The following is a 25,774-nucleotide window of genomic DNA, read 5'->3' on the forward strand; positions in this document are numbered from 1 at the left end:
CACCACGACAGGGGGAGTTCGGATGACCACGACCACGGCGCCCTACGGCAGCTGGCCGTCACCCGTCGACGCGACGCTCGCAGCCGCCCACGACGGACGGCCCGAGTACCCCGGCGCCGTCGGCGGCGAACTGTGGTGGACGGCGCCCCGCCCCGCCGAGGGCGGCAGGCGCGCCCTCGTCAGGCGGCGCGCCGACGGCACCGAGGAGAGCGTGCTGCCGGCGCCGTGGAACGTCCGCAGCCGGGTGATCGAGTACGGCGGCCGGCCCTGGGCTGCGGTCGCACGCCCGGAAGGCGGACCGCTCGCCGTGTTCTGCAACCTGCCGGACCAGCGGCTGTACGCGTACGAGCCCGATGCCCCGGCGGGCGCCGGGCCGCGGCCCCTCACGCCCGTCTTCGAAGTCGGCGGCGGACTGCGCTGGGTCGACCCCGTGATCCACCCGGACCGGGGCGAGGTGTGGTGCGTCCTGGAGGAGTTCACCGGACCCGCGCCGACCGACGTGCGCCGGGTCCTCGCGGCCGTACCCCTGGACGGATCGGCCGCGGAGGACCGTGCGGCGGTACGCGAACTCTCCGACGGGCGCCACCGGTTCGTGACCGGGCCACGGCTCTCCCCGGACGGGCGGCGGGCGGCCTGGATCGCCTGGGACCACCCCCGGATGCCCTGGGACGGAACCGAGGTCCAGCTCGCTGAGGTCACCCCCGACGGCACCTTCCGAGGGGCCAGGACCGTCGCGGGCGGCCCCGCCGAGTCCATCCCGCAGATCGACTGGGACGCGGAGGGACGGCTGCTCCTCGTCAGCGACCGCACCGGCTGGTGGAACCTCTACCGGGCCGAGATCGGAACCGGCGAAACCGATGGCGACACCGATGGCGACACCGACACCGGCGACGGCACCGATGTCCACCTGGCCGAACCGGTCGCGCTCTGCCCGCGCGCCGAGGAGTTCGGCGGACCCCTCTGGAAGATCGGGCTGAACTGGTTCACCCCCCTGGAGAACGGACTGATCGCCGTCGTCCACGGCCGGGGGACCACCACCCTCGGCATCCTCGACCCGGCGCGCGGCACCCTCGTCGACGTCACGGGACCCTGGACCGAGTGGGCCTCGGCGCTCGCCGCGCACGGCACCCGTGTGGTCGGCGTCGCCGCCGGACCGCACACCTCGTACGAACTCGTCGAACTCGACACCCGCACCGGCCGCACCCGTGTGGTCGGCGCCGACCACACCGACGCCGTCGATCCCGCCCACCACCCCGAGCCGCGGGTCCGCACCTTCACCGGCCCCGGCGGGCGGGAGATCCACGCACAGGTCTACCCGCCCCACCACCCCGGCTTCACCGGGCCCGAGGGCGAGCGGCCGCCCTACGTCATCTGGGCACACGGCGGTCCCACCGGGCACGCGCCGCTGGTCCTCGACCTGGAGATCACCTACTTCACCTCGCGGGGCATCGGGGTCGCCGAGGTCAACTACGGCGGCTCGACCGGGTACGGCCGGGAGTACCGCGAGCGGCTGCGCGAACAGTGGGGCGTCGTCGACGTCGAGGACTGCGCCGCGGTCGCCGAGGCGCTCGCGGCCGAGGGCACCGCCGACCCGGCCCGGCTCGCCGTGCGCGGCGGCAGCGCGGGCGGCTGGACGACCGCCGCCTCCCTCGTCTCCACCGACGTGTACGCCTGCGGCACGATCATCTACCCCATCCTCGACCTGAGGGGCTGGGCGACCGACGAGACCCACGACTTCGAGTCCCAGTACCTGTACGGCCTCATCGGCGACCTCGACGAGGTGCCCGCCCGGTACAAGGAGCGCTCGCCGATCGAACACGTCGACCGGGTCACGGCCCCCTTCCTGCTGCTCCAGGGGCTCGACGACGTCATCTGCCCACCCGCGCAGGCCGAGCGGTTCCTGACGGCCACGGCCGGCCGGGGCGTCCCGCACGCCTACCTCGCCTTCGAGGGCGAGGGCCACGGCTTCCGCAGGGCCGACACCCTGGTGCGCGCCCTGGAGGCCGAACTCTCCCTGTACGCGCGGGTCTTCGGGCTCGACCGGCAGGACGTCCCCGATCTGGACTACCGCACATGACCGGGACCGCTGCCGGGCACTCGGCCGGGGGCGGGGTGGAACCGCACGTCAGGCCGCTCACCCGGCCCGACCGGCTCGCCCCCGGGGCGCGGGTCGCCGTCGTCGCGCCCAGCGGGCCCGTCCCCGAGGACCGTCTCCTCGCGGGGCTCGACATCCTGCGCGGCTGGGGCCTCGACCCCGTGGTCGCCCCGCACGTCCTGGACACCCACCCCGCCCTCGGCTACCTCGCGGGCGGGGACCGCGCACGCGCCCGGGACCTGACGGAGGCCTGGTGCGACCCGTCGGTCTCCGGCGTCATCTGCGCGCGCGGCGGATTCGGGGCCCAGCGGATGGTGGACCTCGTCGACTGGCGGGCGATCAGAGAGGCCGGACCCAAGGCGTTCGTCGGCTACAGCGACGTCACCGCCCTGCACGAGGCCTTCGCCGTCCGGACCGGATACGCGACCCTGCACGGCCCGATGGTCGCCGCCGGCACCTTCCTCTCGGACCCGCGCACCCAGGAGTCCCTGCGGGCGACCCTGTTCGAGCCCGAATCGGTGCGGACCCTGGGCCTCGGGACGGCGAGGGTCCTGGTGCCGGGCCGGGCCCGGGGGGTGACGCTCGGCGGCTGCGTCAGCCTCCTCGCCGCCGACCTGGGCACCCCGCACCAACGGCCCTCGGCCCGCGGGGGGCTGCTGCTCCTGGAGGACGTGGGGGAGGAGCCGTACCGCATCGACCGCGTCCTCACCCAGCTGCTGCGCTCCGGCTGGCTCGACGGGGTCGCCGGCGTCGGCCTCGGCTCCTGGGCGGAGTGCGGCCCCTACGAGGAGGTACGGGCGGTGCTCGCCGACCGGCTCGGCGGGCTCGGGGTGCCGGTCGTGGAGGAGATGGGGTTCGGGCACGGTGCCACGGCCCTGACCATGCCGCTCGGGGTGCCCGGGACGCTCGACGCGGAGCAGGGCACGCTCACCCTCGACGTAGCGGCCCTGCGCTGAGCCGCGCGCCGGGGCCCCGGCCCGGCACGGCCTTCACTGAATCTCCGTCAACAACCTTCGTCCGGAGCGTTGACGGGGTCTGACACGTGTCACAGCATGGGCGCTGCCCCAGTACCTACCAGTCGGTAGGTACGCCGGGCCTCTCGGCGTCGTCCTCAGCGTGGAGGTCTCTGTGTCCCGTGCCGTGCCCCGCCCCCGCAAGACCCTCGCGCTCGTGGCCGGTGCGGCCGCGCTCGCCGCACCCCTGGCCCTCGCCGCACCTCAGGCTCTGGCCGTCCCCGCTGACGGGGTGGAGGCGGAGAGCGGCACCGGCTCGTACACCGTCACCCCGCTCCGCTTCACCGTCGAGGCAGGTGGCCGGAGTTGCGCCGTCGACGCCGACCTCTACCGGCCGGCGGGCGTGGACGCCGCGCACCCCGCGCCCGCCGTGCTCGCGACCAACGGCTTCGGCGGCAGCAAGAACGACGGCTCCACCGACGCCATCGGCAAGGCCTTCGCCGCCCGCGGGTACGTCGGCCTCGTCTACTCGGGCCTCGGCTTCGGGAAGTCCGGCTGCCTGATCTCCCTCGACGCCCCGGAGACCGACGGCAGGGCCGCCGCCAGGCTGGTCGACTTCCTCGCCGGCGGCCTGGCCGCCGACGACGGCACCCGCGTCGACTTCGTCACCCGGGACGGCGCAGGCGACCCGCGCGTCGGCATGATCGGCGGATCCTACGGCGGGGCCGTCCAGCTCGCCGCCGCCTCCGTCGACCGCCGTATCGACGCCCTCGTCCCCCTCATCACCTGGAACGACCTCGCGTACTCCCTCGCACCCAACGCCGCCGACCGCGCCACGCCCGGCGTCTTCAAATGGCAGTGGGCCAACGGCTTCTACCTGATGGGTGAAGGGCAGCCGCTGCTCGTCCCCTCCCTCGACCCCAGCCGGATCAACTCGCTCGGCTGTCTGCACTTCGTCACCGACGCCTGCGACACCGTGCGGCTCCTCAACTCCGGCCGCTACCCGAAGGCCGAGACCGCCAAGATGCTCGCCTACGCCCGGAGCGTCTCCCCGGTCTCGTACGTGGACCGGATCACCGCCCCCACCCTCATCGTCCAGGGCCAGGCCGATACCCTCTTCAACCTCAACGAGGCACGGGCCACCTACGACCGGCTGCGCGAGCGCGGCGTCGACACCCGGATGATCTGGCAGTCCTGGGGCCACAGCGGCGGCCAGAAGCCCGGGGAACTCGACCTCGGGCAGGGCAACCTGGAGAGCAGTTACGTCGGGCAGCGCGTCCTCGGCTGGTTCGACCGCCATCTGCGGAAGAACCCGACCGCGGACACCGGCCCCGCCTTCGCCTGGTACCGCGACTGGCAGAGCGGCTACGGCACGGCGGCCCGGGTCCCGGCGCTCAGCCAGCGGCTGTACCTCTCTGGTGACGGCAAGCTCGTCGACAACCGCTCGAAGGTCGCCGAGGGCGCCCGCCGCTACAGCAACTGGCTGGTCCCGACGAGCCACTCGGAGTCCTCGCTCGCCGGGATGATCGGACTGCCCGACCCGCGGCCGTACGACACCCCGGGCACCCACCTCGGCTGGACCAGCGCCCCGCTCACCGAGCCCGTCGACCTCGTCGGCGCGCCGAAGGCCACCCTGAAGGTGGACTCCCCGGCGACCGAGCGCGTGCAGGGTTCCGGCGACGCCGCCGACAAGCTCGTGCTCTTCGCCAAGCTCTACGACGTCGCACCCGACGGCACCAAGACCCTGGTCAACCGCCTGGTCGCACCGGTGCGGGTGCCGGACGTCACCCGCCCGTTCACGGTCGAACTGCCCGCCGTCGTCCACCGCTACGAGACCGGCCACCGCCTCGAGCTGGTGATCGCGGCGAGCGACACGGCGTACTTCGGCAACCGGGGCATCAAGCCGGTCACCGTCGTCAGCTCCTCCGAGGACACGGGGGCGCTCGAACTCCCCCTGGTCCAGGGCCGGGTGGGCTGAGGCGTCTCCGCCGGGGTACGGGTCAGAGCGCCGCGTACCCCGGGCGGACCACCTCGTCGATCAGCCGCCGCCGCTCCGGCAGCGGCAGGAAGGCGGCCTCCAGGGCGGCGACCGTGAACTCCTCGAAGACCTCGGGGCCGTACCCGAAGGCGTCCACCATGTGCTGGAACTCCTCGCTCATGGTGGTGCCGGAGACCAGTCGGTTGTCCGTGTTGAGCGTGATCCGGAAGCCGAGGCGGCGCAGCTCGTCGATCGGGTGCGAGGCGTAGTCCTTCGCGGCGCCCGTCTGGAGGTTGGAGGTCGGGCAGACCTCCAGGGCGATGCGGTTGTCCCGGACGTACGAGGCCAGCCGGCCCAGGGTGCCGTCCTCCGCGATGTCGTCCGTGATCCGCACGCCGTGCCCGATCCGCTCGGAGCCGCAGACCTGCACGGCCTCGTGGATCGACTCGGCGCCGACGGCCTCGCCCGCGTGGATCGTGAAGTGGCAGTTCTCCCGCTTCAGGTGCTGGAAGGCGGGGAGGTGGCGGGCCGGCGGGTTGCCGATCTCGCCGCCGGCGATGTCGAAGCCGGCCACGCCGTTGTCCCGGTGCGCGACGGTGAGCTGCGCGATCTCGAGCGAGCGGTCGGTGTGGCGCATGCCGGTGAGCAGCGCCCGGACGGTGATACGGCCACCGGCCCTGCGCTCGCCCTCGCGGAAGCCGTCGTTGACCGCCTCGACGACCTCGTCGAGGGTCAGCCCGGCCTCCAGGTGCTGCTCGGGGGCGTAACGGATCTCCGCGTAGACGACACCGTCCGCCGCCAGGTCCTCGGCGCACTCGGCCGCGACGCGCGTGAGCGCCTCACGGGTCTGCATCACCGCGCAGGTGTGGGCGAAGGTCTCCAGGTAGCGCTCCAGCGAACCGGAGTCGGCGGCGTCCCGGAACCAGACCGCGAGCGCGGCGGGGTCCTCGGTCGGCAGCGCGGTGTAGCCGCACTCCCGCGCCAGCTCGACGATGGTCGCGGGGCGCAGCCCACCGTCGAGGTGGTCGTGGAGGACGGCCTTAGGGGCCTGGCGGATCCACTCGGAGACGGTGGCGGCGGCAGGCGTGGCAGAGTTGTCAGACAAGTGCATGGCGGGGAAGTGTACGCCACGGGGGAGGGGCGCGCTGTGACGAGCCCGACGGGGCCGCGACCCGCGGCCTGTGACCGGCCGGGCCGCGGGTGCTCGGTGCTCAGTGCGACTGCAGCACCGGCAGGGCGGGCGCGCCCGTCGGGAGCATGTGCTTGGCCGCGAGGACCGGGACCTCGCCCACCCGCACCACCTGGGTGACCAGCACGGCGGGAGTGTCCGCCGGGCGGCCCAGCTGCTCCCCGCGCCGGCGCCCCAAGAGCGTCGCCGTGATCCCGCTGTGCGCGCTCAGAGCCGTATCGCGCGAGGCCCCGACCAGGACCGACAGCATGGAGGCCGAGGTTCCGCGCCCGGCGCCCCCGGCCTTGGCCGCGGCTCCCGTCTCCGTCGCCCGCAGCGCCCGCGCGAACTCCGGGTGCACCCGGTCGAGCAGCTCGTCGGCCGCCGCCCACTCGTGGCTCAGCGCCGCCGCCGTACCCTCTCCGGTCAGCACGGACTCCCAGAACCGCAGCTCGGCGCGGGCCGGAGCGAGCAGATGCTGGGTGGTGAAGTCCGTCGGCTCCTCGACCGTCCGCAGCAGCGCCCGCACCCGCAGCGGCGTCCCCGCGCCGATCAGCTCCTCGAGCGGCTGGACGTGCTCGAAACCGCGCCGGGGCGGGCGGTCGTTGACGGTCCGCCCCACCCCTCGCCGTACGGTCAGCAGACCGTCCTCCTGGAGCAGTAGCAGTGCCTCGCGCAGGGCGGGTCGGCTCACCCCCAGCTCGGTCGCGAGCTTGGGCTCGGAGGGGAGCGTCGAACCCGGCGGATAGGTGCCGTCGTGCACGGCGTCCGCGATCCGCTCGTAGAGCGCGACGACCGGTCGCCGCCGCTGTCCGCTGACCGCCACGGCCGCTCCTCGTCTCGTTCCCGCCGGTGTCCGGCACCACGGTAGTCGGCCGACGTTGTCTGACAAGTCACCCGTACGGCGCTCCTCACCGTCACGGTGAGGAGCCGCCCACCCCATTCTGGTCCCACGGCGGTGGCCGCGTACGACCGACGGCACGACGGAGGAGAGGGCCGCGTATGAGTCCCAAGGAGACGTCACGGGCACCGGCCGGGGGCAGGTCCCGGTTCACCGAAGCGCTCACCCCGGGCCGGATCGCGATGATCGCGCTCGCCGTCATCACCCTGGTCTTCATCTTCCAGAACACCGGTCAGGTCAAGATCCGGCTCTTGATCCCCGAAGTGACCATGCCGCTCTACCTGGCCCTCCTCGCGACCGCCCTCATCGGCGTCGCCTGCGGCTTCTACTTCGCCGCCCGGAGGCGCAAGTGAGGCGGCGTGCCGTCGTGGGCGCGGGCGCTGTCCTCGCGCTCGCCGCCGTTGCCGTCACCTCGACCGAGGAGACGGCGAGGGTGGCGGCGGACGGTGACGCCGGGACCCGCCCGATGCCGGACCTCCTCGGTCGCGGGCTCTGGCGCGTCTTCACCGGTCTCGACCGCCGCACCAGGCTCGACGTCCACGACGTGAGCGGACGCGACCGGCGGGTGCTCTGGCCGCCGAGGTGGCAGGTCTGCACCCAGTACCCGGCGGCGGGCGCGGGCCTCGACCGCCGGGCCACCGTCATGATCGGAGTCGTACGGAAGGGCGAGACCTGCCCGCCCCGGGTGCGGACGGCCCGCCGCTGAGGGCGGTGGCCAGCGCCTGCGCCTGGTCCGGCGTGATGCCGAGGGCGAGCGGTACCTGACGGGGACTGTACGGGGACGAGCACACGGCGATCGGGCTGTCTCCGGCCGAGGCCCACCGAGGACCGCCGTCCGGGTCCTGCCGCGCCAGGAGCTTCGCGGCCAGCTCGCCGGCGGCTCCCGCCCGGATCCCGCAGTGGGCGAGCGCGCGGGGCCACGGTGTCGGGCGCGTCGCCCGAGGTGTCGGCGTCGCCGAGCAGGGGCAGCAGGAGCAGGAGCAGGAGTCATGGCAGCAGGTCAGAGAGCACCGGAGAGGCGGCCGCGGGCGGGGACGTGCTCCCGAAGGGGGCGGAGCGGGACGTCCTCGCCTCGGCGTACCGGGCGGAACCCGGCTCAGCGCTTGTAGTTGATCTTCATCGTGTCCAGGTCGGTCACGGTCGAGCGCAGCGACCCGTACCCGTGGCCGAGCTCCTTCAGTGCCGTCTCCACCCGGTCCTCCGCGAGCGCGCCCGCCATCTCCTCGCCGTCCTCGGCGTCGGAGACGACGACCAGCCGGTACGAGAAGTGCTTCAGCGTCCGGTCGTAGGACAGCGAACCCTCCTCCGTGAACTGCATCGCCGTCAGCCCGTGCGCGTCCACCTCGGCGAGCAACCGCGTCCGGCTCTCCTCCGACAGACCGTCGAACGTGCCGCGCACGATGACCCGGTAGGTGTGCTGCGTGCCCATTCCCCGTACTCCCCGCACCATGGTTCCCCCGGCCGCCGGTCGGCGTGCCGACCGTCCACCCTACGGCGGGGCCGCCGAGCGCCGCCGAGAATATCCGGCCGGCCGCGGACGGTGCCGGCTTCGGCACCGGCTTCGAGGTCGCGGGGCCTGCGCGAGCGGGGGGCCGGTCGCTACCCTGGGGGCGGGGACGGCGACGGGACGGGGGGTCCGGAGATGGCGGCCTGGGCGACACAGGAGTGCCGGTGCGGACATCCGCGTTTCCGGCACGGCGCACCCCGGTTCTCGGGCGTCTGCGACGCCTGCCTCTGCGACACCTTCGCGATGCCGCCGGCGCCGGCCGTCAAGGAGCCGCCCCCGCCCCCCGAACCCGACCGGACACCCCATCCGAGCTGCCCGAACCAGGATCCGGACTGCCTCGGCGTACACCACTTCTACTGAGCCGCACCGGGCCGTCAGGCCACCCGGCACAGGATCTCGCCGTGCGGGACCATGAACCAGGCGTCGTCCCGGCTGCCCCACTCCCGCCAGGCCTCCGCGATCGACGCCAGTTCGGCGGCCGTCGCGTGGCCTCCGGAGACGGCGAGGTCCGCGTAACCCGAGTCGGTCGTACGGTCGGCCCACAGGCCGCTCCACCAGGCCCGCTCGTCGGGGGTGGCGAAGCACCAGGTGCCGGCCGTCGTCGCGATCTCGGTGAAGCCGGCCTGCCGGGCCCAGGAGAACAGGCGCCGCCCCGCGTCCGGTTCGCCGCCGTTGGCGCGGGCGACGCGGTGGTACAGGTCCAGCCAGCCGTCGAGCGCGGGCCGTTCGGGGAACCAGGCGAAGGCCCCGTAGTCGCTGTCGCGGGCCGCGACGACCCCGCCGGGGCGGCACACCCGCCGCATCTCGCGCAGCGCCCGCACCGGGTCGCCGACGTGCTGGAGCACCTGGTGGGCGTGGACGACGTCGAAGGAGTCGTCGGGGAAGTCCAGGGCGTGCACGTCGGCGACGGCGAACTCGACGTTGTCCAGACCCCGTTCCGCCGCCACGGCACGGGCCTTCGCCAGGACCCCCTCGGCCGAGTCCACCGCGGTCACCCGGCCGGGCGCGACCAGGGCGGCCAGGTCGGCGGTGATGGTGCCGGGCCCGCAGCCCACGTCCAGGACGTCCAGGCCGGACCGCAGTTCGGGCAGCAGATAGGCCGCCGAGTTGGCGGCGGTCCGCCAGCTGTGCGAGCGCAGGACGGACTCGTGGTGGCCGTGCGTGTAGACGGCGGTCTCGTGGGCCGCGTCGGGGGTGGACGGGGCGGAGGCATGCGTCATTGCGGCGACTCCTTCGATACGGGTGCGAGTCACCACCGTACGCACGGATGCCGAATAATGAGACCCACGTCTTGATATATGGACACCAGCTCAGGTGAACAGCTGCCGCCGGTACCGGAGTTCGTCGAGGACTCGTCCTCCCGTCTCCTCCCGGACCACCTCGCCGTCCGGCCGCCAGCCCGCCGCCTCGTAGAACCGGCGCCCCCGCGCGTTCCCCGCGAACACCCACAGCGCCGCCGTACGGAACCCGGCCGCCGCGAGCGCCTCCGTGGACGCCGTGAGGAGCGCCCGCCCGACGCCGGTGCCCCACGCCTCCGGCAGGGCGTAGAGCGCCGCGAGTTCGGCCGTGGGTCCGGGCTCGAACCCCTCGCCCCGCCAGGCCCGGAAACAGGAGAAGGCGAGCACCCGCCCGGCGGCGTCCGTCGCGACCAGGACCGTCGGCCGGTCGGCGGCGGTCAGCCGGACCCGCCACGCGGCGGCGCGCTCCTCCACGTCCAGCGCGGCCAGATAGGGGGCGGGGAGCAGGTCGCGGTAGGCGGCCCGCCAGGACAGCACATGCACGGAGGCGACGGCCGCCGCGTCCTCCGGAAGCGCTTCACGTATCGGCATCCCGCATTGTCGACCGGCGGGCGCCGTGGCCGCCCCTGAATTCCCTCTGCGCCTCCCCTCGCCCAGTGCCTCCCCCTCACCCGTACGGCCCTGCGCGGCCGCGGCGGAAACCGCCGCGGCCGTCTCCGCCGACCGCCCTCCGGCCCTTCGCCTGAAGCGACGCCTGGAGCGGCGGAATCGTCCGAACCTTCGTATAAAGGGCACGGGGGTGCCGTGCCGGCGCCCCCGTGCCCTCAGGAGGTACGGGACATGCCGCAGACGGCTCCGGACGGCCGTGGCCCGGTGCGTTACGGCCCACCCGTCCCCGACACCGGGCTGCCCGTCCTGCCGGGACTCGCCGGACTCCTCACCGCGGCCGCCGAACGGACCGCCCCCGAGCCGCCCGGCGGCGGACCCGTCCTGCGCGAGGCGGCCTCCGGCTACTGGTGGCGCCGCGGCCTGCGCACCCACCCCGAGGACGTGGTGGCAGGACCCGGCGCCCCCGCCCTGCTCCTCGCCCTGATCGCCGCCCACGGCGGCGACCTCCTGATGCCCCGGCCCTGCCCCGCCCGATGGACCCCGCAGGCCCGCCTCCTCGGCCACCCGGCCTACCACGTACCGACCCCCGCCGAGTGCGGCGGCGTCCCCGACCCGTACGCCTTCCTGGAGACGGTCCGGCGGGTCCGCGCCGAGGGCGGCGCGCCCCGCCTCCTGCTGCTCTCCGTCGCCGACGACCCCACCGGCACCGTCGCCCCGCCCGAACTCGTCCGCGAGGCCTGCGAGGCCGCCGTCGCCGAGGGCCTCCACATCATCAGCGACGAGACCTGGCGCGACACCCTCCAACAGCCCCAGGACACCGTGTTCCTCAGCCCCGCCGAGATGTGCCCGGACGACGTGACCGTCCTCAGCGACCTCGGCGGCGCGCTCACCCCCGCCGCCTGGCCCTGTGCCGTCGCCCGCTTCCCGCCCACCGATCCGTCCCGCGCCGACCGCTGGACCGACCGCAGGTCCCGCGTCCTCGACGTGCTCACCGCCCTCGGTGCCGTCGTCCCCGGCCCCCTCGGCCCCGCCGCCGCCCACGCCCTCGACGAACCCGAGGACGTGACCGTACGGGCCCGGCTCGCGGCCACCGTCCACGGCCGCCTCGCCGGAGCCGCGCACCACGCCGTCCTCGCCGCCGGCGCCCTCGCCCTGCCCCCCGCCGCCGGCCGCCACCTCTACGCCGATCTCGGGCCGCTGCGGGCCGGGCTCGCCGTCCGGGGCGTCACCGACTCCCTCGAGCTGGAGAGCCACCTCACCGAGCGGCTCGGCGCCCCGGTCACCGGCGGCCATCGCTTCGGCGACGAACTCGGCGCGCTGCGCGTCCGGATCGACACGGGAATGTTCCTGGGAACCACGGGGGAGGAGAGGGCCGAGACGCTGCGGTTCCGGGACCCGCTGGACCTGGCCCATGTGGCCCGCGCTCTCGCGGAGTTCGGAGGAGCCCTGGAGGAACTTCGATGACATGCCGAGCACAGCCCGTACGAGCCGACCGACCCGCGCAGAACGGAGTCCGCAGATGACCGAACGGACGGCACCGCCCGCGCGCGCCGCACAGACCCCGGCCACGGCTCCCACGTCGGCGACGCCCGGGCTCACGCCCGCCCTCGCGAACGCGCCCGCCACCGCGTCGGGCCCCGCGCCCGGGCCGGCGGCCGCGTGGGGCCCCGCCACGGCGTCCGCGCCCGCATCCCCGCCCGCCGCCCCGTCGGGCCCCGCCCCCGCCCCCGTCTCCCCGCCCGTGTCCCCGCCCGTCACCGCGAACGCCCCCGCGTCCGGGCCCGCATCCGCGACCGCCGATGCGCCCGCGCCCGCTCCCGCCCCCGTCCTCCAGCCCGTCGGGCGGTTGCGGGCGGACTGGCCGCGTACCTTCGCCGACCGGCTCACCGCGCCCCTCCCCGGCCTCCGGGCCCTGGCCAGGTTCGCCCGCGAGGGCGCCGTACGCCCCCGCCCCGAAGGCCTCCGTGACGTCCCCCTGCTGCCCTTCGAGCCGGGCCCGCTCCCGCACGCCGGTCCCGACACCCTGGCCGTCACCTGGGCGGGGCACGCCAGTTGGGTGGTGCGGCTCGGCGGGCTCACCGTCCTCACCGACCCGGTCTGGTCCCGCCGCATCTTCGGCACCCCCGCCCGCCTCACCCCGGTCGGGGTCCGCTGGGCGGACCTGCCGCGCGTCGACGCCGTCGTCATCAGCCACAACCACTTCGACCACCTCGACGCCCCCACCCTGAAGCGGCTGCCCCGGCACACCCCGGTCTTCGTCCCGGCCGGCCTCGGCCGCTGGTTCACCCGCCGCCGGTTCAGCCGCGTGACCGAGCTCGACTGGTGGGAGGCGGCCGAACTCGACGGCGTGCGCTTCGACTTCGTCCCCGCCCACCACTGGTCCAAGCGCACCCTCCTGGACACCTGCCGTTCGCTGTGGGGAGGCTGGGTGCTGACCGACCGGTCCGGGCGCCGGGTCCACTTCGCGGGGGACACCGGATACGGCCACTGGTTCGCCGAGATCGGCCGCCGCTACCCCGGAATCGACCTGTCGCTGCTCCCGATCGGGGCCTACGACCCCCGCTGGTGGCTCAGCGACGTCCACACCGACCCGGAGGAGGCGGTCCGCGCCCACCAGGACCTGGGGGCGCGCCGGATGGCACCGATGCACTGGGCCACCTTCGTGCTGTCCTCCGAACCCGTCCTCGAACCCCTCGCCCGGGTCAGGGCCGCCTGGGAGAAGGCCGGGTTGCCCCGGGAGGACCTGTGGGACCTGCCGGTCGGCGGCTCACGGGTGCTCGTGCCCTGAGTGCCCCGAGTGCCCCGAGTTGCCTGGGTGCCCTGAGTTCTTCGGGTTCCCCGCGTGGGCGGCCTCGCCGGCCGTCGTCCCCCGGACCCGCCGCCACAGGGCAGGGACCGCGCTGACGAGGACCGTGAGACCGACCGCCGCGACGACACCCTGCCACGGCTCCGGGAAGAGCGAACCGCCCAGGATCCCGATCAGCTGGTACGTCGCCGCCCACGCCAGGCAGGCCGCGACGTCCCCCCGGACGAAGCGCCGCAGCGGCATCTCCGAGAGCAGGCACGCCAGCATCACCGGGATCCGCCCCGCCGGTACGAGCCGGGACAGCACGAGCACCGACACCTGATGGGTGTCGAGCCGCTCCTGCGCGTGGGCGAGCCGCTCCGGGGTCGCCCGGCCCCGCAGCGCGGCGAGCCACCGCGAACCGTTGCGGGAACGGACCCCGCGCTGCCCGAGCCAGTAGAGGGCGGCGTCGCCGAGGCACGCGGCGAACGCCGCCACCAGGAAGACGAAGAGCAGCGCGAGCGGCGCGGTCTGGTGGAAGGCGACCACTGCCGCCGAGCTGACGATCGCGCCCGTCGGCACGATCGGCACGAGCGCGCCGAGCGCGACCAACAGGAACAGGGAGGGATAGCCGACCGCCTGCTGGGTCGACTCGGGCGGCAGTTCCCGAACCGCCTCCACGATCCGGGTGATCCCGTCGATCACCGCGCGACCGCCGACCACCCAGCCGCCGCTGGCCGCGCCTCCGCCCCGGGCCGTCCGGCGCCCGCCCCCGGCCACCCAGCCGCGCCCAGCCGTCCGGCGCCCGCACCCGGCCGCCCCTGCGCCCCCGGCCTCACCGCGCGACCTCCGGCCGTACCCGTTCGCCGTGGCCGAGGAGATGGACCACGACCTTCGGAGCGAGCCGGGCCGCGTGCCGTACGAACTCGTCGCCCGGCGCGTGGAACTCGTGCGGCCGGATCCCGTCCAGACCGATCGGCCAGTACGTGCCGTAGTGCACCGGGACCGCCGCCGCCGGCGACAGCGCGGCCAGCGCCTCGGCGGCCCGGCCCGCGTCGAGATGGCCGTGGCCGAGGTACGGGCCCCAGCCGCCGACCGGCAGCAGTGCCACGTCCACCGGCCCCACCGCCTCCGCCATCCCGTCGAACAGGCCGGTGTCCCCGGCGAAGTACGTACGTGCCTCGCCCTCGACGACGTATCCGAGCGCGGGCGCGCGATGTGCACCGACCGGCAGTCGCCGCCCGTCGTGGAGCGCCGGGACGGCCCGTACCGTCACGCCCTCCACCGTCACCGTGTCACCCGGCTCCACCTCCGTCAGCCGCACCCCGTTCCCGTCGAGCCTGCGCAGCCCCGGTACGGCGTCGGGGGCGCCGCGCGGCACGACGAGCCGCGTCCCGGGCGCGAGCCGGGCGAGCGAGGGCAGATGCAGATGGTCGGCGTGCAGGTGCGAGACGAGGGCGGCCTCGGCGACCGCGGCCTCGGGCGGCGGCAGGGCTCCGCGCCGCCGCCGCAGATGGGCGAGCCGCCGCGCGAACAGCGGATCGGTGAGGAAGCGGACCCCGGAGTCCTCGACCGTGCAGGTCGCGTGACCCCACCAGGTGACCTCCACCGGCATGCCGCCTTCCGTTCTCGCTGGCGTCGGCCGCCGTTCACGATGTCCGCGGCCGTCCCGTACCTCCGTATCGAGGGTAATTGCCCGGGGCGGCCGCCGGAGGATGTTCGGCCGTGCCGTCCGGCAGTAGGGTCGGGCCATGGACGACGTTCGGGTGGCGGCGATCGCCAGCCTCACCCCGCTCGAAGAGCTGGACAACGAGCCTTTCCTTGTGGACACACGCGGCCAGCACGCGGTCTGTGCCCGCTGGGCCGACGACAAGGGGTACGTGGTCGCCCGCCAGTTGCTGTTCTACGGCATCCGGCCCGATCACGCGGCCCTGTGGGCGGACGTGGAGGCGGGGGCGGTCGACCTGTTCGTCGCCGCCAACGAGCGGGTCCTCGCACGCGCGTTGACCTCCGTGCCCGGCTTCCGCGCCGAGTGCGCGCGGCGCGGGGTGCGGGTGGAGACCGTCTGCCCCGACGAGCCCGCGTACGACGCGGCGGCGAAGGCGGGGGTGCATCGTCGGCTCTCCATGCCGACGGCGGGGTACGACGGTTCCTGAAACCCGCCTGCCCCGACCCCGAGCTGCCCCCTACCTGACCCCCCCGCTTGCCCCCACCTGATCCCGACCTGACCCCGACCTGACACACCCGGGCCGATCGCCGTCACCCGTTTACCCCGCCGACCGTGGGCGTTGTGCCACGCTTGTGGCAGGAAACGGGCGAAAGGTGAAGCGGGCGTGGGTGACGGGCGATGGGGTGGCGCCGAGCGCTGGCGATCCGCGGGCCGGGCGCTGGGGCGGGTCGCGGTGGTCTGGGCAGTGTCCACGCTCACCCTGCTGATCCTCGCCGGGCTGCTGCCCGACTTCCAGCTCCAGTCCCCGGACGGCGACACCTTCACGCGGACGGCGCTCACCGCCGCCGCGGCGGCCGGCGCGTTCGGTCTGCTGGGCGCCCTCGTGTGGCCGCTGATCGTGCGGGCCCTGCTGCTCGTCCCGGCCCTCGTGCTCGGCCTCCTCGTCTTCTTCCTCAACGGCTCGCTGCTGCTCGTCGCGCTCTGGCTGGTCCCCGACGGGCGCGGCGCCGCCGACCCCGAGACCGCCGTCGCCGTCGCCGCCGTCATGTCCGCCGTCGCCTCCGCCACCTCCACCGCCCTCGCCGTCCGCGACGACGACGCCTACCGGAGCCGCCTCTACCGGCTCACCGGACGCACTCGGCCCCGCGCGCCGGGCGACGCCCCCGAGCAGGTCCCCGGCACGGTCTTCCTCCAGCTCGACGGCGTCGGCCACCACGTGCTGCGCGGAGCCGTCGCCGACGGGCACATGCCGACCGTCGCGGGCCTGATCGACGCCGGCCACCGGCTCACCCCCTGGCGCACCGACTGGTCGAGCCAGACCGGCGCGAGCCAGCTCGGCATCCTGCACGGCTCCAACGAGGACGTGCCCGCCTTCCGCTGGTACGAGAAGGACACCGGCCGGCTCATGGTGTCGAACCGCCCGGCCAGTGCCGTGGAACTCCAGCGCCGGGCCGTGCGCCGCACCGGGGACGGCGGCCTCCTCACCTTCGACGGGGCCTCCCGGGGCAACCTCTTCAGCGGCGGCGCCGACCAGGTCGCCCTGGTCCTCTCGGTGGCCGCTCGGCGCGGCCGCCGCAACCGCTCACGAGCCGGCTACTTCGCGTACTTCTCCGACCCGGCCAACGCCGTCCGTACCGCCGGATCGTTCACCGCCGAGTGCGTCCGCGAGATGGTCCAGTCGACCCGGGCGCTGCTGCGCCGCGACACCCCGAGGGTCTCGCGCGGCGGCACGTACCCTTTCGTCCGCGCCTTCGCGACGGTCCTGGAGCGGGACGTCGTGGTCTCCGCCGTGATGGGGGACATGCTGGCGGGCCGCACCGCCGTCTACGCCGACCTCGTCGCCTACGACGAGGTGGCGCACCACTCGGGACCGCACGGCCGGGACACCGACCAGGTCCTGCGGCGCCTCGACCGCTCGATCGCGCTCATCGCCACCGTCGCCGAGCACGCCCCGCGTCCGTACCGGATCGTGCTGCTCTCCGACCACGGGCAGAGCCCCGGCGCCACCTTCGAGGGGGTGTACGGGCTGACCCTCAAGGACCTCGTCAGGGCCGGGTGCGGACTGCCGGTGCCGCGTCGGGTACGCAGGACCCGCAGCGGTTCGGAGGCGCGGGACGCGGCGAGGGACGCGCTGCGCCTCGCGCTGCACCGGCCGGTGGACGAGACCGACGAGACGGCGCGGGAACTGCCCGCCCGGCCCTCCGAGCCGGTCGTCCTCGCCTCGGGCAACCTCGGCCTCGTCTCCTTCCCCGACGTGCCGCACCGGATGACCCGGGAGGAGATCGACCGGCGCCACCCGGCGCTGCTCCGCACGCTCGCGAACCATCCGGGCGTCGGCTTCGTGCTGGTGGCGAGCACCGAGCACGGTTCGGTGGTGCTCGCCCGTGACGGGGTGGAGGTCCCGGTCGCCGAGCTCGACGACGGGGGACCGCTGGCCGTCTTCGGCCGGGGCGCGGCGGAAGTCGTGCGGCGTACGGACGGCTTCCCGCACGTCGCGGACATCATGGTCAACTCCATGTACGACCCGGCGACCGGCACCGTGCACGCCTTCGAGGAACAGATCGGTTCGCACGGCGGCCTCGGCGGCGAGCAGTCGCATCCCTTCCTCCTCTCGCCGCCCGAGCTGTCGCCGCCCGTGGCCGAGGGGGAGGAACTGGTCGGCGCGGAGCAGGTGCACCGGGTGCTGCGGCGCTGGCTGCGGGAGTGCTCGGGTCCGCAGGTGCCGCTGCCGCCGCGTCCTCCGCTGCCGTCGCTGGAGATCTCGCCGTCCACGGACGGATCGGAATCACCGTCGTCCTCACCTCGCTCCTGACCCGGCCCGGGGAGCCGTCCCCGGCCGAGACGGTGGTAACTGCCGTGGCGGTGAATCAGGTGAATCAGGGGCCCCGCCCGTAGGCCGCTCGGGCGGATCTAGCGCCCGGGGCGCCGCGCCGGGACCCCGACGGGGCAGTACGGATCTCCATGAGCCCCGCACCCGAGCCGCCCGCCGGGCCCGCCACCACGGTGGGCCGCCGGATCCGGCGACGGCGTCCCTGGATCACGCTGCTCCTGGTCCTCGCCGCCCTGCTCGGTACCGGGGCCGCGGCCACCCTCACCGGTGGCGCCGAACTCCGGCCCGCCACCGCCGCCCCGGCGCCCGATCCGAGCGGTGAGACCCAGGACCCGGCCGCCACCGAGGCCGGACTCGCAGGCCGCTCCCGACGGCATCGGACCGGCCTCCGGCCCGTTCGGCCCCGACACGCGCCCCACGGCGCCCGAAGGCACCGGCGGACCCCCGCCCCCGCCCCCGTACCCGCCCCGCGCGGCGACGCGCTCCGGTGCGTGGTGATGCGCTGCTGAGGAGGAGGCCCACGCCCCCGGCAGCCCCGACATCACACCCCCCCGCACCAACGAGGAGTTCCGTCATGCCCGTCGACCCCTTCGCCGTCCTCCAGGCCCTGCTGCGCGCCGAGGCCTCCCGCTCCCTGCGTACGGAGGCCTCCGGCTCCCCGCGCGCCGACCGCCGACCGCCCGAACCCGCCGGCGCACCGGCCGCCGAGCCCGCCCCGGCCGCCGAGCCGTCCGCGGACCGGGACGACCGCGTCCGCTGACACCGGACCCGACATGACCCGGCGTCACCCGGCATGAGACCGGGCGGCCGGTGCGCGAAGCACGGCTCCCGGCCGCCCGGTCCCCCGCATTACCTCCGGGGCACCCGCGCATTACCTCCCGGGTAATCGACCCCCCGCGGGCCGCGCGGCATGCTCATGGCTACCGGAACCCGGGCGGCGCACTCCGCTCGGGCTCCGGGCCCACCACCCGCGCGAACGTCCCCCTGGAGGGTGATCCGCCATGTCCCAGGCTCTGCTCACCGGTCTTGCCCGCACCACCCGGCCGCACACCGCGCTCCGCCGGTTCCTCGCCCTCGACGCCGTCGTCACCGGCACCAACGGCATCGCCTACGCCGCCGCCTCCGGGCCGCTCGGGGAGTTCCTCGGCGTCGACTCGGCAGTTCTGCTCGAACTCGGCATCTTCCTGATCGTGTTCGCCGGCGCCGTCGGCTGGCTCGCCTCCCGCACGCAGCCCCCGGCGACCGCCGTGAAGATCGTCGTCGACATCAACATCCTCTGGGCCGTCCTGAGCATCGTCGCCCTCGTCGTCTGGCTGGAGCCGACCACCGCGGGCCTCCTCTGGACGCCGATGCAGGCGGCCACCGTCGGCGGGTTCGCCGTACTCCAGTGGACCGCGCTGAAGGCCGTCGCGGCTAGTCGCTGAACGGCGGCAGTGACCGCAGGTACGCGACCGTCGCCGGGTCGGCCGGGAGGAACGTCTCGATGGCCAGCTCGGCGACGGTCACGTCCAGCGGCGTGTTGAACGTCGAGATCGACGACACGAACGACAGCACCTGCCCGTCGTGCTCGATCCGGAGCGGCAGCGCGAAGTACGGATACGCCTCCGGCCCCGGGTCACCCGGGGCACGTTCGTCGTCCGTGCCCGGCGGCAGCGGATACGCCGCCACCTCCGCGTACAGCTCGCGCAGCGGCTCCGAGCGGGCCAGCCCGATCTGACGCTCCATCTGGTGCAGCAGATGCCCCCGCCACTCCCGCAGGTTCCGGATCCGGGGCGCGATCCCCTCCGGGTGCAGCGTGATCCGCATCGCGTTCAGCGGCGGAGTCAGCAGATGCTCCGGAAGGCCGTCGAGCAGCAGCCCGATGCCCCGGTTGGCCGCCACCACCGTGTACGAGCCGTCCACCACCAGCGCCGGATACGGCTCGTACCCCCGCAACAGGATCTCGATGCCCTCCCGGAGCGTCTCCAGGCGCGGGGCGCCGAGCGGCGACTCCGTGTACCGCGGCGCGTACCCGGCCGCGAGCAGCAGCGCGTTCCGCTCACGGACCGGCACCTCCAGGTGCTCGGCCAGCCTCAGCACCATCTCCTCGCTCGGCCGGGAACGGCCCGTCTCCACGAACGAGATGTGCCGCGCCGAGGAGTCCGCGCGCAACGCCAGCTCCAGCTGGCTCAGCCGCCGCTGCTCACGCCAGCCGCGCAGCAGTGGTCCTACCCCCGTGTCGCTCACGACAGTTGTCATGGTCAGACGGTATCCCAGAGGTGGGACCCGGGTACGTTCCTCCCCGGGACCCCTGTCCGTCATCCGCGCCACCCGACCGGAGGGAGCACCGCGTGCCCACACAGCCGCTGTCGCAGAAGGAGATCGAGGACCGCCTGCGGGAGCTCCCCGGCTGGTCCGTCGAGGACGACCGCCTCACCCGTGTCTACCGGCTCGGCGACCACTTCGCGGCGACCGCGCTCGTCGTCCACGTGGCCCGGATCCAGCAGGAGCTCGACCACCACTCGGACCTGACCCTCGGCTACAACACGGTCACCCTGTCCGTGAACACCCACTCCGCCGGCGGAGCCGTCACCGAGAAGGACTTCGAACTCGCCGAACGCGTCGAAGGGATCGCCCCGGGCCACGGGGCCAACTGACCCTGCGTCACGGGCTCGGCCGACCCGCGCGCCACGGGCCGACCCTTTTCCGCAGGGCGCCGGCGCCGCCTCGTAGGATCATCGGCATGGCGGAGACCCTGCTCGACTACGAGGCCGAGGCGGCGCACTACGACCGGACCCGGGGCGGAGTGCCCCGGGCGGCTGCGGCGGCCGAGGCCGTCCTGCGGCTCGTTCCGCCCGGCGCCCGCACCGTCCTCGACCTGGCCTGCGGCACCGGCCTCGTCACCGAACGGCTCAGCCGGCCCGGACTGCGCGTCCACGGCGCCGACGCCGCCCACGCCATGCTGCGGGTCGCCGCCGCACGCGTACCCGACGGGGTCGTACGCGCCGACGCCCGGCGGCTGCCGCTGCCCGACGCCTCCCTCGACGCGGTCTGCGCCGTCTGGCTGCTGCACCTCGTGCCGTTCACCGCGGAGATCGTCGCCGAGGCGGCCCGTGTCCTGCGCCCCGGCGGAGTCCTGATCGCCACCGTCGACAAGGACGCGGCCCACGACGTCGGCAGCGACATCGACGCGATCCTCCGCCCGCACCGGTCCGCCGAGACTGCCTCCGACCGTGCCGACCTGATCACCCGTCACGCCGCGGCCCACGGCCTCGAACCCGCCCCCGGCGCCCGCTTCACCGGACACGGCCAGGGCAGCACCCCGCGTGACACCGTACGCAAGCTGCGCGCCGGTTACTTCGCCTCCTGGTTCGACGGCGACACCGAGTCCGCCGACACGATCGCCGCCGCGCTCGCAGCCCTCCCGGACCAGGACCGCCCCCGCGCCGACCCCCGCTACCGACTGGCCCGCTTCGTCAGACGCGGCTGAACCGCCTCAGGCCCCCCGCCCGCCCCAGGCCTCCGTCGCGAACGTGGTGAACGAGCGCGGATCGCGGCCCAGGACCCGCTTCACCCCGTCCGTCACCGAGGCGTTGTGGCCGTCGAGGAGGGTCGCGAACAGGGCCGCGAGCCACCCGGCCTCGTCCGCCGGGAGCCCGAACCCGGTGAGGAGTTCCGCGTACTCGGCCTGCGACGCCGCCCGGTAGGCCACCGGGCGTCCCGAAGCCCGCGAGATCTCCGCCGCCACCTCCGCGAAGCCCACCGGCCGGGGCCCCGTCACCTCGTGCACCCGCCCCGCGTGCCCGTCCACCAACAGGGTCTCCACGACCACGTCCGCCAGGTCGTCCACGTCGATGAACGGCTCGGCCGTGTCACCCGCCGGGAAGACGAGCACCCCCTCCCCGACACCCTCCGCGAGCATCCCCTCGGAGAAATTCTGCGCGAAGAACGAAGCCCGTACGACGGTCAGTTGCACCCCTTCGGCCGCCGCCCGCAGGGCCTCCTCCGTCACGACCCCCTCGGGCTCCCCACGCCCGGACAGCACGGTCAGCCGCCGTACGCCGCTCTCGGAGGCCAGTCGGCCGAACTCCCGCATCGCCTCGACCGCGCCGGGCGCCGCGAGGTCCGGGTAGTAGGCCACGTACGCGGCGTCCGCGCCCCGCAGCGCCGGGGCCCAGGTCTCCGGGGCCTCCCAGTCGAAGGGGGTCGCGCCGTTGCGGGACCCGGCGCGGACACTCACCCCGCGCGCCGAGAGCCGCTCGGCCACGCGCCGCCCGGTCTTGCCGGTGGCGCTCGTCACCAGGACCGTCCGCGGCGCGCCGGCGGTGTCGTTCGCGCCAGCCGTATCGGCGGTGTCCACCGTGTCCGCCGTGTCGTTCGTGCCGGTCGTGCGCGTCGTCCCGGTCGTCTTGTTCGTGTGCGTCGTCATGCCCCAAGACTCCCGCCCACGGGCCCCGCCGCCCATGCTCCGCAGTCTCACACCCCTACGTCTGCGTCTCACCCGTTCGCCTAGGCTTGCCGACCATGGACGCACTCGCCGGACTCCTCGAAGGCCCCCGCGCCCGGGGCGCCTTCCTGCTCCGCATGGTCATGGAGCCGCCGTGGTCGGTACGCATCGAGGACGGCGCGCCGATCTGCGTGATGTGTGTGACCGAGGGCGAGGCCTGGCTCGTGCCCGACACCGGCGAGCCCGTCCTCCTGAAGCCCGGGGCCATCGCCATCGCCCGCGGCCCCGAGCCGTACACCGTCGGCGACGTCCCCGACGCCCCGCCGCGCGCCCGGATCGGCCCGGACGGCGCGTGCACCACCCTCTCCGGCGAGCCGCTCGCCGAGGCCATGCGGCTCGGCGTCCGCACCTGGGGCAACAGCCCTGACGGCGGCACCACGCTCCTCGTCGGCACCTACCGGATGGACGGCGAGGTCGGCCGCCGGCTGCTCGACGCCCTGCCGGGGCTGCTGCACCTGCCCGCAGAGGCGTGGAACTGCCCCCTGATGCCCTTCCTCGGCGAGGAGATCTCACGCGACGAACCCGGCCAGGCCGTCGTCCTCGACCGGGTCCTCGACCTGATGCTCATCACCGGTGTCCGGGCCTGGTTCTCCCGGCCCGGTGCCGAGGCCCCCGCCTGGTACCGGGCCATGGGCGACCCGGTGGTCGGCCGGGCGCTCCGGCTGCTCCAGAACGACCCCGCCCACCCCTGGACGGTTGCCTCGCTCGCCGCGAAGACGGGCGTGTCCCGCGCCGCGCTCGCCCGCCGCTTCACCGCCCTCGTCGGCGAACCCCCGATGGCGTACCTCACCGGCTGGCGGCTCGCGCACGCCGCCGACCTGCTGCGCGAGACGGACGCCACGGTCGAGTCCGTCGCCCGGCAGGTGGGGTACGGCGGAGCGTTCGCGCTGAGCGCCGCATTCAAACGGGTCCGTGGCGTCAGCCCGCAGGAGTACCGGGCAGGCACGTGACGCCCCGCCGCCCGGTAGGAATTTTGCCGGACCGGCAACATTTCTCGCACTCCGCGTCGACCCGTCGCACGCTGGACCCATGAGTCAGCACAGCGAACCCCACGGCGGTCCCGGCAGTCACGGCGGTCACGGACAGGGCGGGGCCCACGCCCATGCCCCGGGCCACAGCCACAGCCACAGCCACGACAGCCCCCACCCGGACTGGAACGAGCTCGCCCCCCTCCTGGAGCGGCAGGCCGAGATCGCGAGCCCCGCCTACGCGGACGCCGCCGCCTGGCTCGGCACCCTCGCGCCCGCGCAGGGCGTCCGCCGGATCCTCGACGTCGGCAGCGGCCCCGGCGTGGTCACCGGCGTCCTCGCCGAGGCCTTCCCCGCCGCCGAGGCGGTCGCCGTCGACGGCACCCCCGAACTCCTCGCCCGCGCCCTCGCCCGCGCCGAGGCGCGCGGCCTGGGCGCCCGGGTCTCCACCCTCCACGCCGAACTCCCCGCGGGCATCGCGGGACTTGGCCAGGCCGACCTGATCTGGGCGGGCAACTCCGTGCACCACATCGGGGACCAGCGGGCCGCGCTGGTGGAGTTCGCCGGTCTGCTGAACCCCGGCGGCCTGATGGTCCTCGTCGAAGGCGGCCTGCCCACCCGGCACCTGCCCTCGCACATCGGGATCGGCCGACCGGGCCTCGAGGCGCGGCTCGACGCCGTCAACGCGGAGTGGTTCGGCGAGATGCGCGCCGAACTCCCCGGCGCCAAGGACGAACCGGACGACTGGCGGGCGCTCCTCGCCGGCGCCGGCCTCACCCCCGCGGGCACCCGTACGTTCCTCACCGACGTCCCCGCGCCGGTGTCCCCGGCCGTACGGGAGCTGGCGCTGGCCCATTTCGGGCGGCTCCGGGAAGGCTGCGGCACCCGGCTCGACGCGGACGACCGGGCGACGCTCGACCGGCTCCTCGACCCGGCCGACGAGCTGTCCCTGCACCACCGCACGGACCTGTTCCACCTCACGGCCCGCACCGTCCACACCGCCCGCAAGGGCTGACGACGGGGGAGAGGGCGACCCGCCCGGGTCAGGACACCGGCTCCAACCGCCACCACTGGAACGGGGAGTCGGTGTCCTCCCACTGCCGTACGTTCCCCCCGTCGGCCGTCGAGCTGTCGGCGACCTCCAGGAACAGCCCGCTGATGAAGCTCACCAGCGCGACCGTCCCCGGCGACTGGAGGTCCCGCTCGATGATCCACTCCTGCGCGCCGAAGTTGTTCGCCTTCCACTGCTGGACGTTGGCGCCGTTCTCCGTGGACGCGCCCGCCACGTCGAGCCGCTTCCCGCTGGCCGCGTTGACCAGGTGGTAGAGCCCGCCGCCGTTCGGAACGGACGTGATGTGCCAGTGCTGCCCCGGCGTTCCGTTGCCCGTGCCCTGCTGCACGTTCGCCCCGCTGCGGCCCGACCCCTCGTACACCTCGAGGAGCAGCCCGCTGGCCACGTTCCGCACCCGGTACAGCCCCTCCTCGACGGGTCCCGGAGAACCACTCACCGTACCGACTCCTTCTGTTCGCACCACTGTCGGACGTCACGGAACGACACCGCGACAGGGCCCCCCACGGGCCGTCACCGACCCTACGTCCCGGGTACGACAGTGCCGCGCCGCACCACAGCGGCGGCGCGGCACCACAGCGTCCTCCGCCTTCAGGCGCCGGCGCTGAACTCCGCCGGGTCCGGGCCCAGACGGCGGTTCTCGTCGAGGGCGGCGATCGCCGCCAGGTCCTCGGCGTCCAGCTCGAAGCCGAAGACGTCGATGTTCTCCCGGATACGGGACGGGGTGACCGACTTCGGGATCACCACGTTCCCCAGCTGGAGGTGCCAGCGCAGCACGACCTGGGCCGGGGTCCGGCCGTGCTTGCGGCCGATCGCGACGATCGCCGGCACGTCCAGGAGCCCCTTGCCGGAGCCGAGCGGCGACCACGCCTCGGTCGCGATGTCATGCAGGGTGTGCGCGTCACGGGCGGCCTGCTGGGGGAGCTGCGGGTGGAGCTCGATCTGGTTGACCGCGGGCACCACCGAGGTCTCCTCGATCAGCCGCTCCAGGTGCTCCGGGAGGAAGTTCGACACGCCGATCGCCTTGGCGCGCCCGTCCGCGTAGATCTTCTCGAACGCCCGGTACGTGTCGACGTACGCGTCCTTCGAGGGCACCGGCCAGTGGATCAGGTACAGGTCGACGTAGTCGAGTCCCAGCTTGTCGAGCGAGGTGTCGAAGGCCTTCAGCGTCGAGTCGTAGCCCTGCTCGGAGTTCCACAGCTTGGTGGTGACGAACAGGTCCTCGCGGGCGATCCCGGAAGCGGCGACGGCACGGCCCGTGCCCTCCTCGTTCCCGTAGATCGCGGCGGTGTCGATCGAGCGGTAGCCGGCCTCCAGGGCCGTCGTCACGGCCGTCGCCGCCTCGTCGTCCGGCACCTGCCAGACACCGAAGCCCAGCTGCGGCATCCGGACGCCGTTGTTGAGGGTGACCGAGGGGACCGTGCCGACGGTGTTGTCCGTGCTGTCCTTGCTGTCCGTGCTCACGTGGGAGGGATCCTTACGTTGTCGCGGGTCGTGATGGCCGTACGACCCCTGGAG

Annotated in this window: 27 protein-coding genes; 16 read left to right on the forward strand and 11 right to left on the reverse strand. The window is 74.5% G+C overall.

Annotated features, from left to right (window positions below):
- Nucleotides 1-22: 22 nt before the first annotated feature.
- The 3 genes from ABT034_RS05950 (at nt 23) to ABT034_RS05960 (ending at nt 5,026) form a co-directional block, all read left to right on the forward strand.
- Nucleotides 23-2,077 carry a prolyl oligopeptidase family serine peptidase gene (locus tag ABT034_RS05950; RefSeq protein WP_351211680.1) on the forward strand — a complete coding sequence of 685 codons (2,055 nt, stop codon included), beginning with the start codon at nt 23-25 and terminating at the stop codon, nt 2,075-2,077.
- Nucleotides 2,074-3,051, forward strand: coding sequence for a S66 peptidase family protein (locus tag ABT034_RS05955; RefSeq protein WP_351211682.1), 978 nt, complete (start codon nt 2,074-2,076; stop codon nt 3,049-3,051). The genes ABT034_RS05950 and ABT034_RS05955 overlap by 4 nt, the downstream gene beginning before the upstream one ends.
- 172 nt (nt 3,052-3,223) lie before the next feature.
- Nucleotides 3,224-5,026 carry a CocE/NonD family hydrolase gene (locus ABT034_RS05960; RefSeq protein WP_351211684.1) on the forward strand — a complete coding sequence of 601 codons (1,803 nt, stop codon included), beginning with the start codon at nt 3,224-3,226 and terminating at the stop codon, nt 5,024-5,026.
- Between the two features lie 22 nt (nt 5,027-5,048).
- On the opposite strand, the gene ABT034_RS05965 is transcribed toward ABT034_RS05960, so the two are convergent.
- Nucleotides 5,049-6,137, reverse strand: a complete 1,089-nt coding sequence (locus ABT034_RS05965; RefSeq protein ID WP_351211686.1) for an adenosine deaminase — start codon at nt 6,135-6,137, stop codon at nt 5,049-5,051.
- Nucleotides 6,138-6,237: 100 nt separating this feature from the next.
- Complete coding sequence (locus tag ABT034_RS05970; protein ID WP_351211688.1) at nt 6,238-7,020, reverse strand: GntR family transcriptional regulator; 783 nt, start codon at nt 7,018-7,020, stop codon at nt 6,238-6,240.
- Between the two features lie 176 nt (nt 7,021-7,196).
- Here ABT034_RS05970 and ABT034_RS05975 point away from each other — a divergent pair, with 176 nt between their 5' ends.
- Entirely contained in the window at nt 7,197-7,448 is a 252-nt protein-coding gene (locus tag ABT034_RS05975; RefSeq protein WP_351211690.1) for a lipopolysaccharide assembly protein LapA domain-containing protein, read from the forward strand.
- Entirely contained in the window at nt 7,445-7,801 is a 357-nt protein-coding gene (locus ABT034_RS05980) for a hypothetical protein (RefSeq protein WP_351211692.1), read from the forward strand. The genes ABT034_RS05975 and ABT034_RS05980 overlap by 4 nt, the downstream gene beginning before the upstream one ends.
- A 390-nt stretch (nt 7,802-8,191) precedes the next feature.
- On the opposite strand, the gene ABT034_RS05985 is transcribed toward ABT034_RS05980, so the two are convergent.
- The 3 genes from ABT034_RS05985 to ABT034_RS05995 all read right to left on the reverse strand — a co-directional run bounded on the left by ABT034_RS05985 (nt 8,192) and on the right by ABT034_RS05995 (nt 10,431).
- Complete coding sequence (locus ABT034_RS05985; protein WP_351211694.1) at nt 8,192-8,524, reverse strand: DUF6204 family protein; 333 nt, start codon at nt 8,522-8,524, stop codon at nt 8,192-8,194.
- Nucleotides 8,525-8,976: 452 nt separating this feature from the next.
- Nucleotides 8,977-9,822 carry a methyltransferase domain-containing protein gene (locus ABT034_RS05990; protein ID WP_351211696.1) on the reverse strand — a complete coding sequence of 282 codons (846 nt, stop codon included), beginning with the start codon at nt 9,820-9,822 and terminating at the stop codon, nt 8,977-8,979.
- Between the two features lie 90 nt (nt 9,823-9,912).
- Nucleotides 9,913-10,431: a GNAT family N-acetyltransferase gene (locus ABT034_RS05995; RefSeq protein WP_351211698.1), complete on the reverse strand. Its 519-nt coding sequence runs from the start codon at nt 10,429-10,431 to the stop codon at nt 9,913-9,915.
- A gap of 249 nt (nt 10,432-10,680) precedes the next feature.
- Here ABT034_RS05995 and ABT034_RS06000 point away from each other — a divergent pair, with 249 nt between their 5' ends.
- Both ABT034_RS06000 and ABT034_RS06005 read left to right on the forward strand, forming a co-directional pair.
- Nucleotides 10,681-11,913: an aminotransferase class I/II-fold pyridoxal phosphate-dependent enzyme gene (locus ABT034_RS06000; RefSeq protein WP_351211700.1), complete on the forward strand. Its 1,233-nt coding sequence runs from the start codon at nt 10,681-10,683 to the stop codon at nt 11,911-11,913.
- A gap of 55 nt (nt 11,914-11,968) precedes the next feature.
- On the forward strand, nt 11,969-13,237 hold the full coding sequence (locus ABT034_RS06005; RefSeq protein ID WP_351211702.1) for an MBL fold metallo-hydrolase: 1,269 nt from the start codon (nt 11,969-11,971) through the stop codon (nt 13,235-13,237).
- Here ABT034_RS06005 and ABT034_RS06010 read toward each other — a convergent pair.
- Together ABT034_RS06010 and ABT034_RS06015 are read right to left on the reverse strand one after the other, a co-directional pair.
- Entirely contained in the window at nt 13,217-13,939 is a 723-nt protein-coding gene (locus ABT034_RS06010) for a DedA family protein (protein ID WP_351212059.1), read from the reverse strand. The two genes, ABT034_RS06005 and ABT034_RS06010, sit on opposite strands and share 21 nt — an antisense overlap.
- A gap of 130 nt (nt 13,940-14,069) precedes the next feature.
- Nucleotides 14,070-14,849, reverse strand: a complete 780-nt coding sequence (locus tag ABT034_RS06015; protein ID WP_351211704.1) for an MBL fold metallo-hydrolase — start codon at nt 14,847-14,849, stop codon at nt 14,070-14,072.
- Between the two features lie 136 nt (nt 14,850-14,985).
- On the opposite strand from ABT034_RS06015, the gene ABT034_RS06020 reads away from it, so the two are divergent.
- From ABT034_RS06020 to ABT034_RS06040, 5 genes are all read left to right on the forward strand, one after another.
- Complete coding sequence (locus ABT034_RS06020) at nt 14,986-15,390, forward strand: recombinase family protein (protein ID WP_351211706.1); 405 nt, start codon at nt 14,986-14,988, stop codon at nt 15,388-15,390.
- A gap of 177 nt (nt 15,391-15,567) precedes the next feature.
- Entirely contained in the window at nt 15,568-17,715 is a 2,148-nt protein-coding gene (locus ABT034_RS06025) for a phage holin family protein (protein WP_351211708.1), read from the forward strand.
- Between the two features lie 149 nt (nt 17,716-17,864).
- Nucleotides 17,865-18,242 (forward strand): hypothetical protein, encoded by a 378-nt coding sequence (locus ABT034_RS06030; protein ID WP_351211709.1) that lies wholly within the window; start codon nt 17,865-17,867, stop codon nt 18,240-18,242.
- A gap of 65 nt (nt 18,243-18,307) precedes the next feature.
- Nucleotides 18,308-18,493, forward strand: coding sequence for a hypothetical protein (locus ABT034_RS06035; protein WP_351211710.1), 186 nt, complete (start codon nt 18,308-18,310; stop codon nt 18,491-18,493).
- Between the two features lie 241 nt (nt 18,494-18,734).
- Nucleotides 18,735-19,157, forward strand: a complete 423-nt coding sequence (locus tag ABT034_RS06040; protein WP_351211712.1) for a hypothetical protein — start codon at nt 18,735-18,737, stop codon at nt 19,155-19,157.
- On the opposite strand, the gene ABT034_RS06045 is transcribed toward ABT034_RS06040, so the two are convergent.
- Nucleotides 19,147-19,971, reverse strand: coding sequence for a helix-turn-helix domain-containing protein (locus ABT034_RS06045; protein WP_351211714.1), 825 nt, complete (start codon nt 19,969-19,971; stop codon nt 19,147-19,149). The genes ABT034_RS06040 and ABT034_RS06045 overlap by 11 nt on opposite strands.
- Before the next feature lie 92 nt (nt 19,972-20,063).
- Between ABT034_RS06045 and ABT034_RS06050 the strand changes: the two genes are divergently transcribed.
- Nucleotides 20,064-20,369, forward strand: coding sequence for a 4a-hydroxytetrahydrobiopterin dehydratase (locus ABT034_RS06050; protein ID WP_351211716.1), 306 nt, complete (start codon nt 20,064-20,066; stop codon nt 20,367-20,369).
- Nucleotides 20,370-20,455: 86 nt separating this feature from the next.
- Nucleotides 20,456-21,202, forward strand: a complete 747-nt coding sequence (locus tag ABT034_RS06055; RefSeq protein WP_502972805.1) for a class I SAM-dependent methyltransferase — start codon at nt 20,456-20,458, stop codon at nt 21,200-21,202.
- A 6-nt stretch (nt 21,203-21,208) separates the two neighbouring features.
- On the opposite strand, the gene ABT034_RS06060 is transcribed toward ABT034_RS06055, so the two are convergent.
- Nucleotides 21,209-22,141 (reverse strand): Rossmann-fold NAD(P)-binding domain-containing protein, encoded by a 933-nt coding sequence (locus ABT034_RS06060; RefSeq protein ID WP_351211718.1) that lies wholly within the window; start codon nt 22,139-22,141, stop codon nt 21,209-21,211.
- Nucleotides 22,142-22,236: 95 nt separating this feature from the next.
- Here ABT034_RS06060 and ABT034_RS06065 point away from each other — a divergent pair, with 95 nt between their 5' ends.
- Nucleotides 22,237-23,169 (forward strand): AraC family transcriptional regulator, encoded by a 933-nt coding sequence (locus ABT034_RS06065; RefSeq protein WP_351211720.1) that lies wholly within the window; start codon nt 22,237-22,239, stop codon nt 23,167-23,169.
- Nucleotides 23,170-23,248: 79 nt separating this feature from the next.
- Nucleotides 23,249-24,202, forward strand: coding sequence for a class I SAM-dependent methyltransferase (locus ABT034_RS06070; protein WP_351211722.1), 954 nt, complete (start codon nt 23,249-23,251; stop codon nt 24,200-24,202).
- 28 nt (nt 24,203-24,230) lie between these two features.
- Here ABT034_RS06070 and ABT034_RS06075 read toward each other — a convergent pair whose 3' ends face one another.
- Together ABT034_RS06075 and ABT034_RS06080 are read right to left on the reverse strand one after the other, a co-directional pair.
- A complete protein-coding gene (locus ABT034_RS06075; RefSeq protein ID WP_351211724.1) occupies nt 24,231-24,695 on the reverse strand; it encodes an RICIN domain-containing protein in 465 nt (154 codons plus the stop codon).
- A gap of 152 nt (nt 24,696-24,847) precedes the next feature.
- Nucleotides 24,848-25,642, reverse strand: coding sequence for an aldo/keto reductase (locus ABT034_RS06080; RefSeq protein ID WP_351212063.1), 795 nt, complete (start codon nt 25,640-25,642; stop codon nt 24,848-24,850).
- Between the last annotated feature and the right edge of the window lie 132 nt (nt 25,643-25,774).

It is taken from the genome of Streptomyces sp. NPDC002773, from assembly GCF_040295605.1.
Classification (GTDB): domain Bacteria; phylum Actinomycetota; class Actinomycetes; order Streptomycetales; family Streptomycetaceae; genus Streptomyces.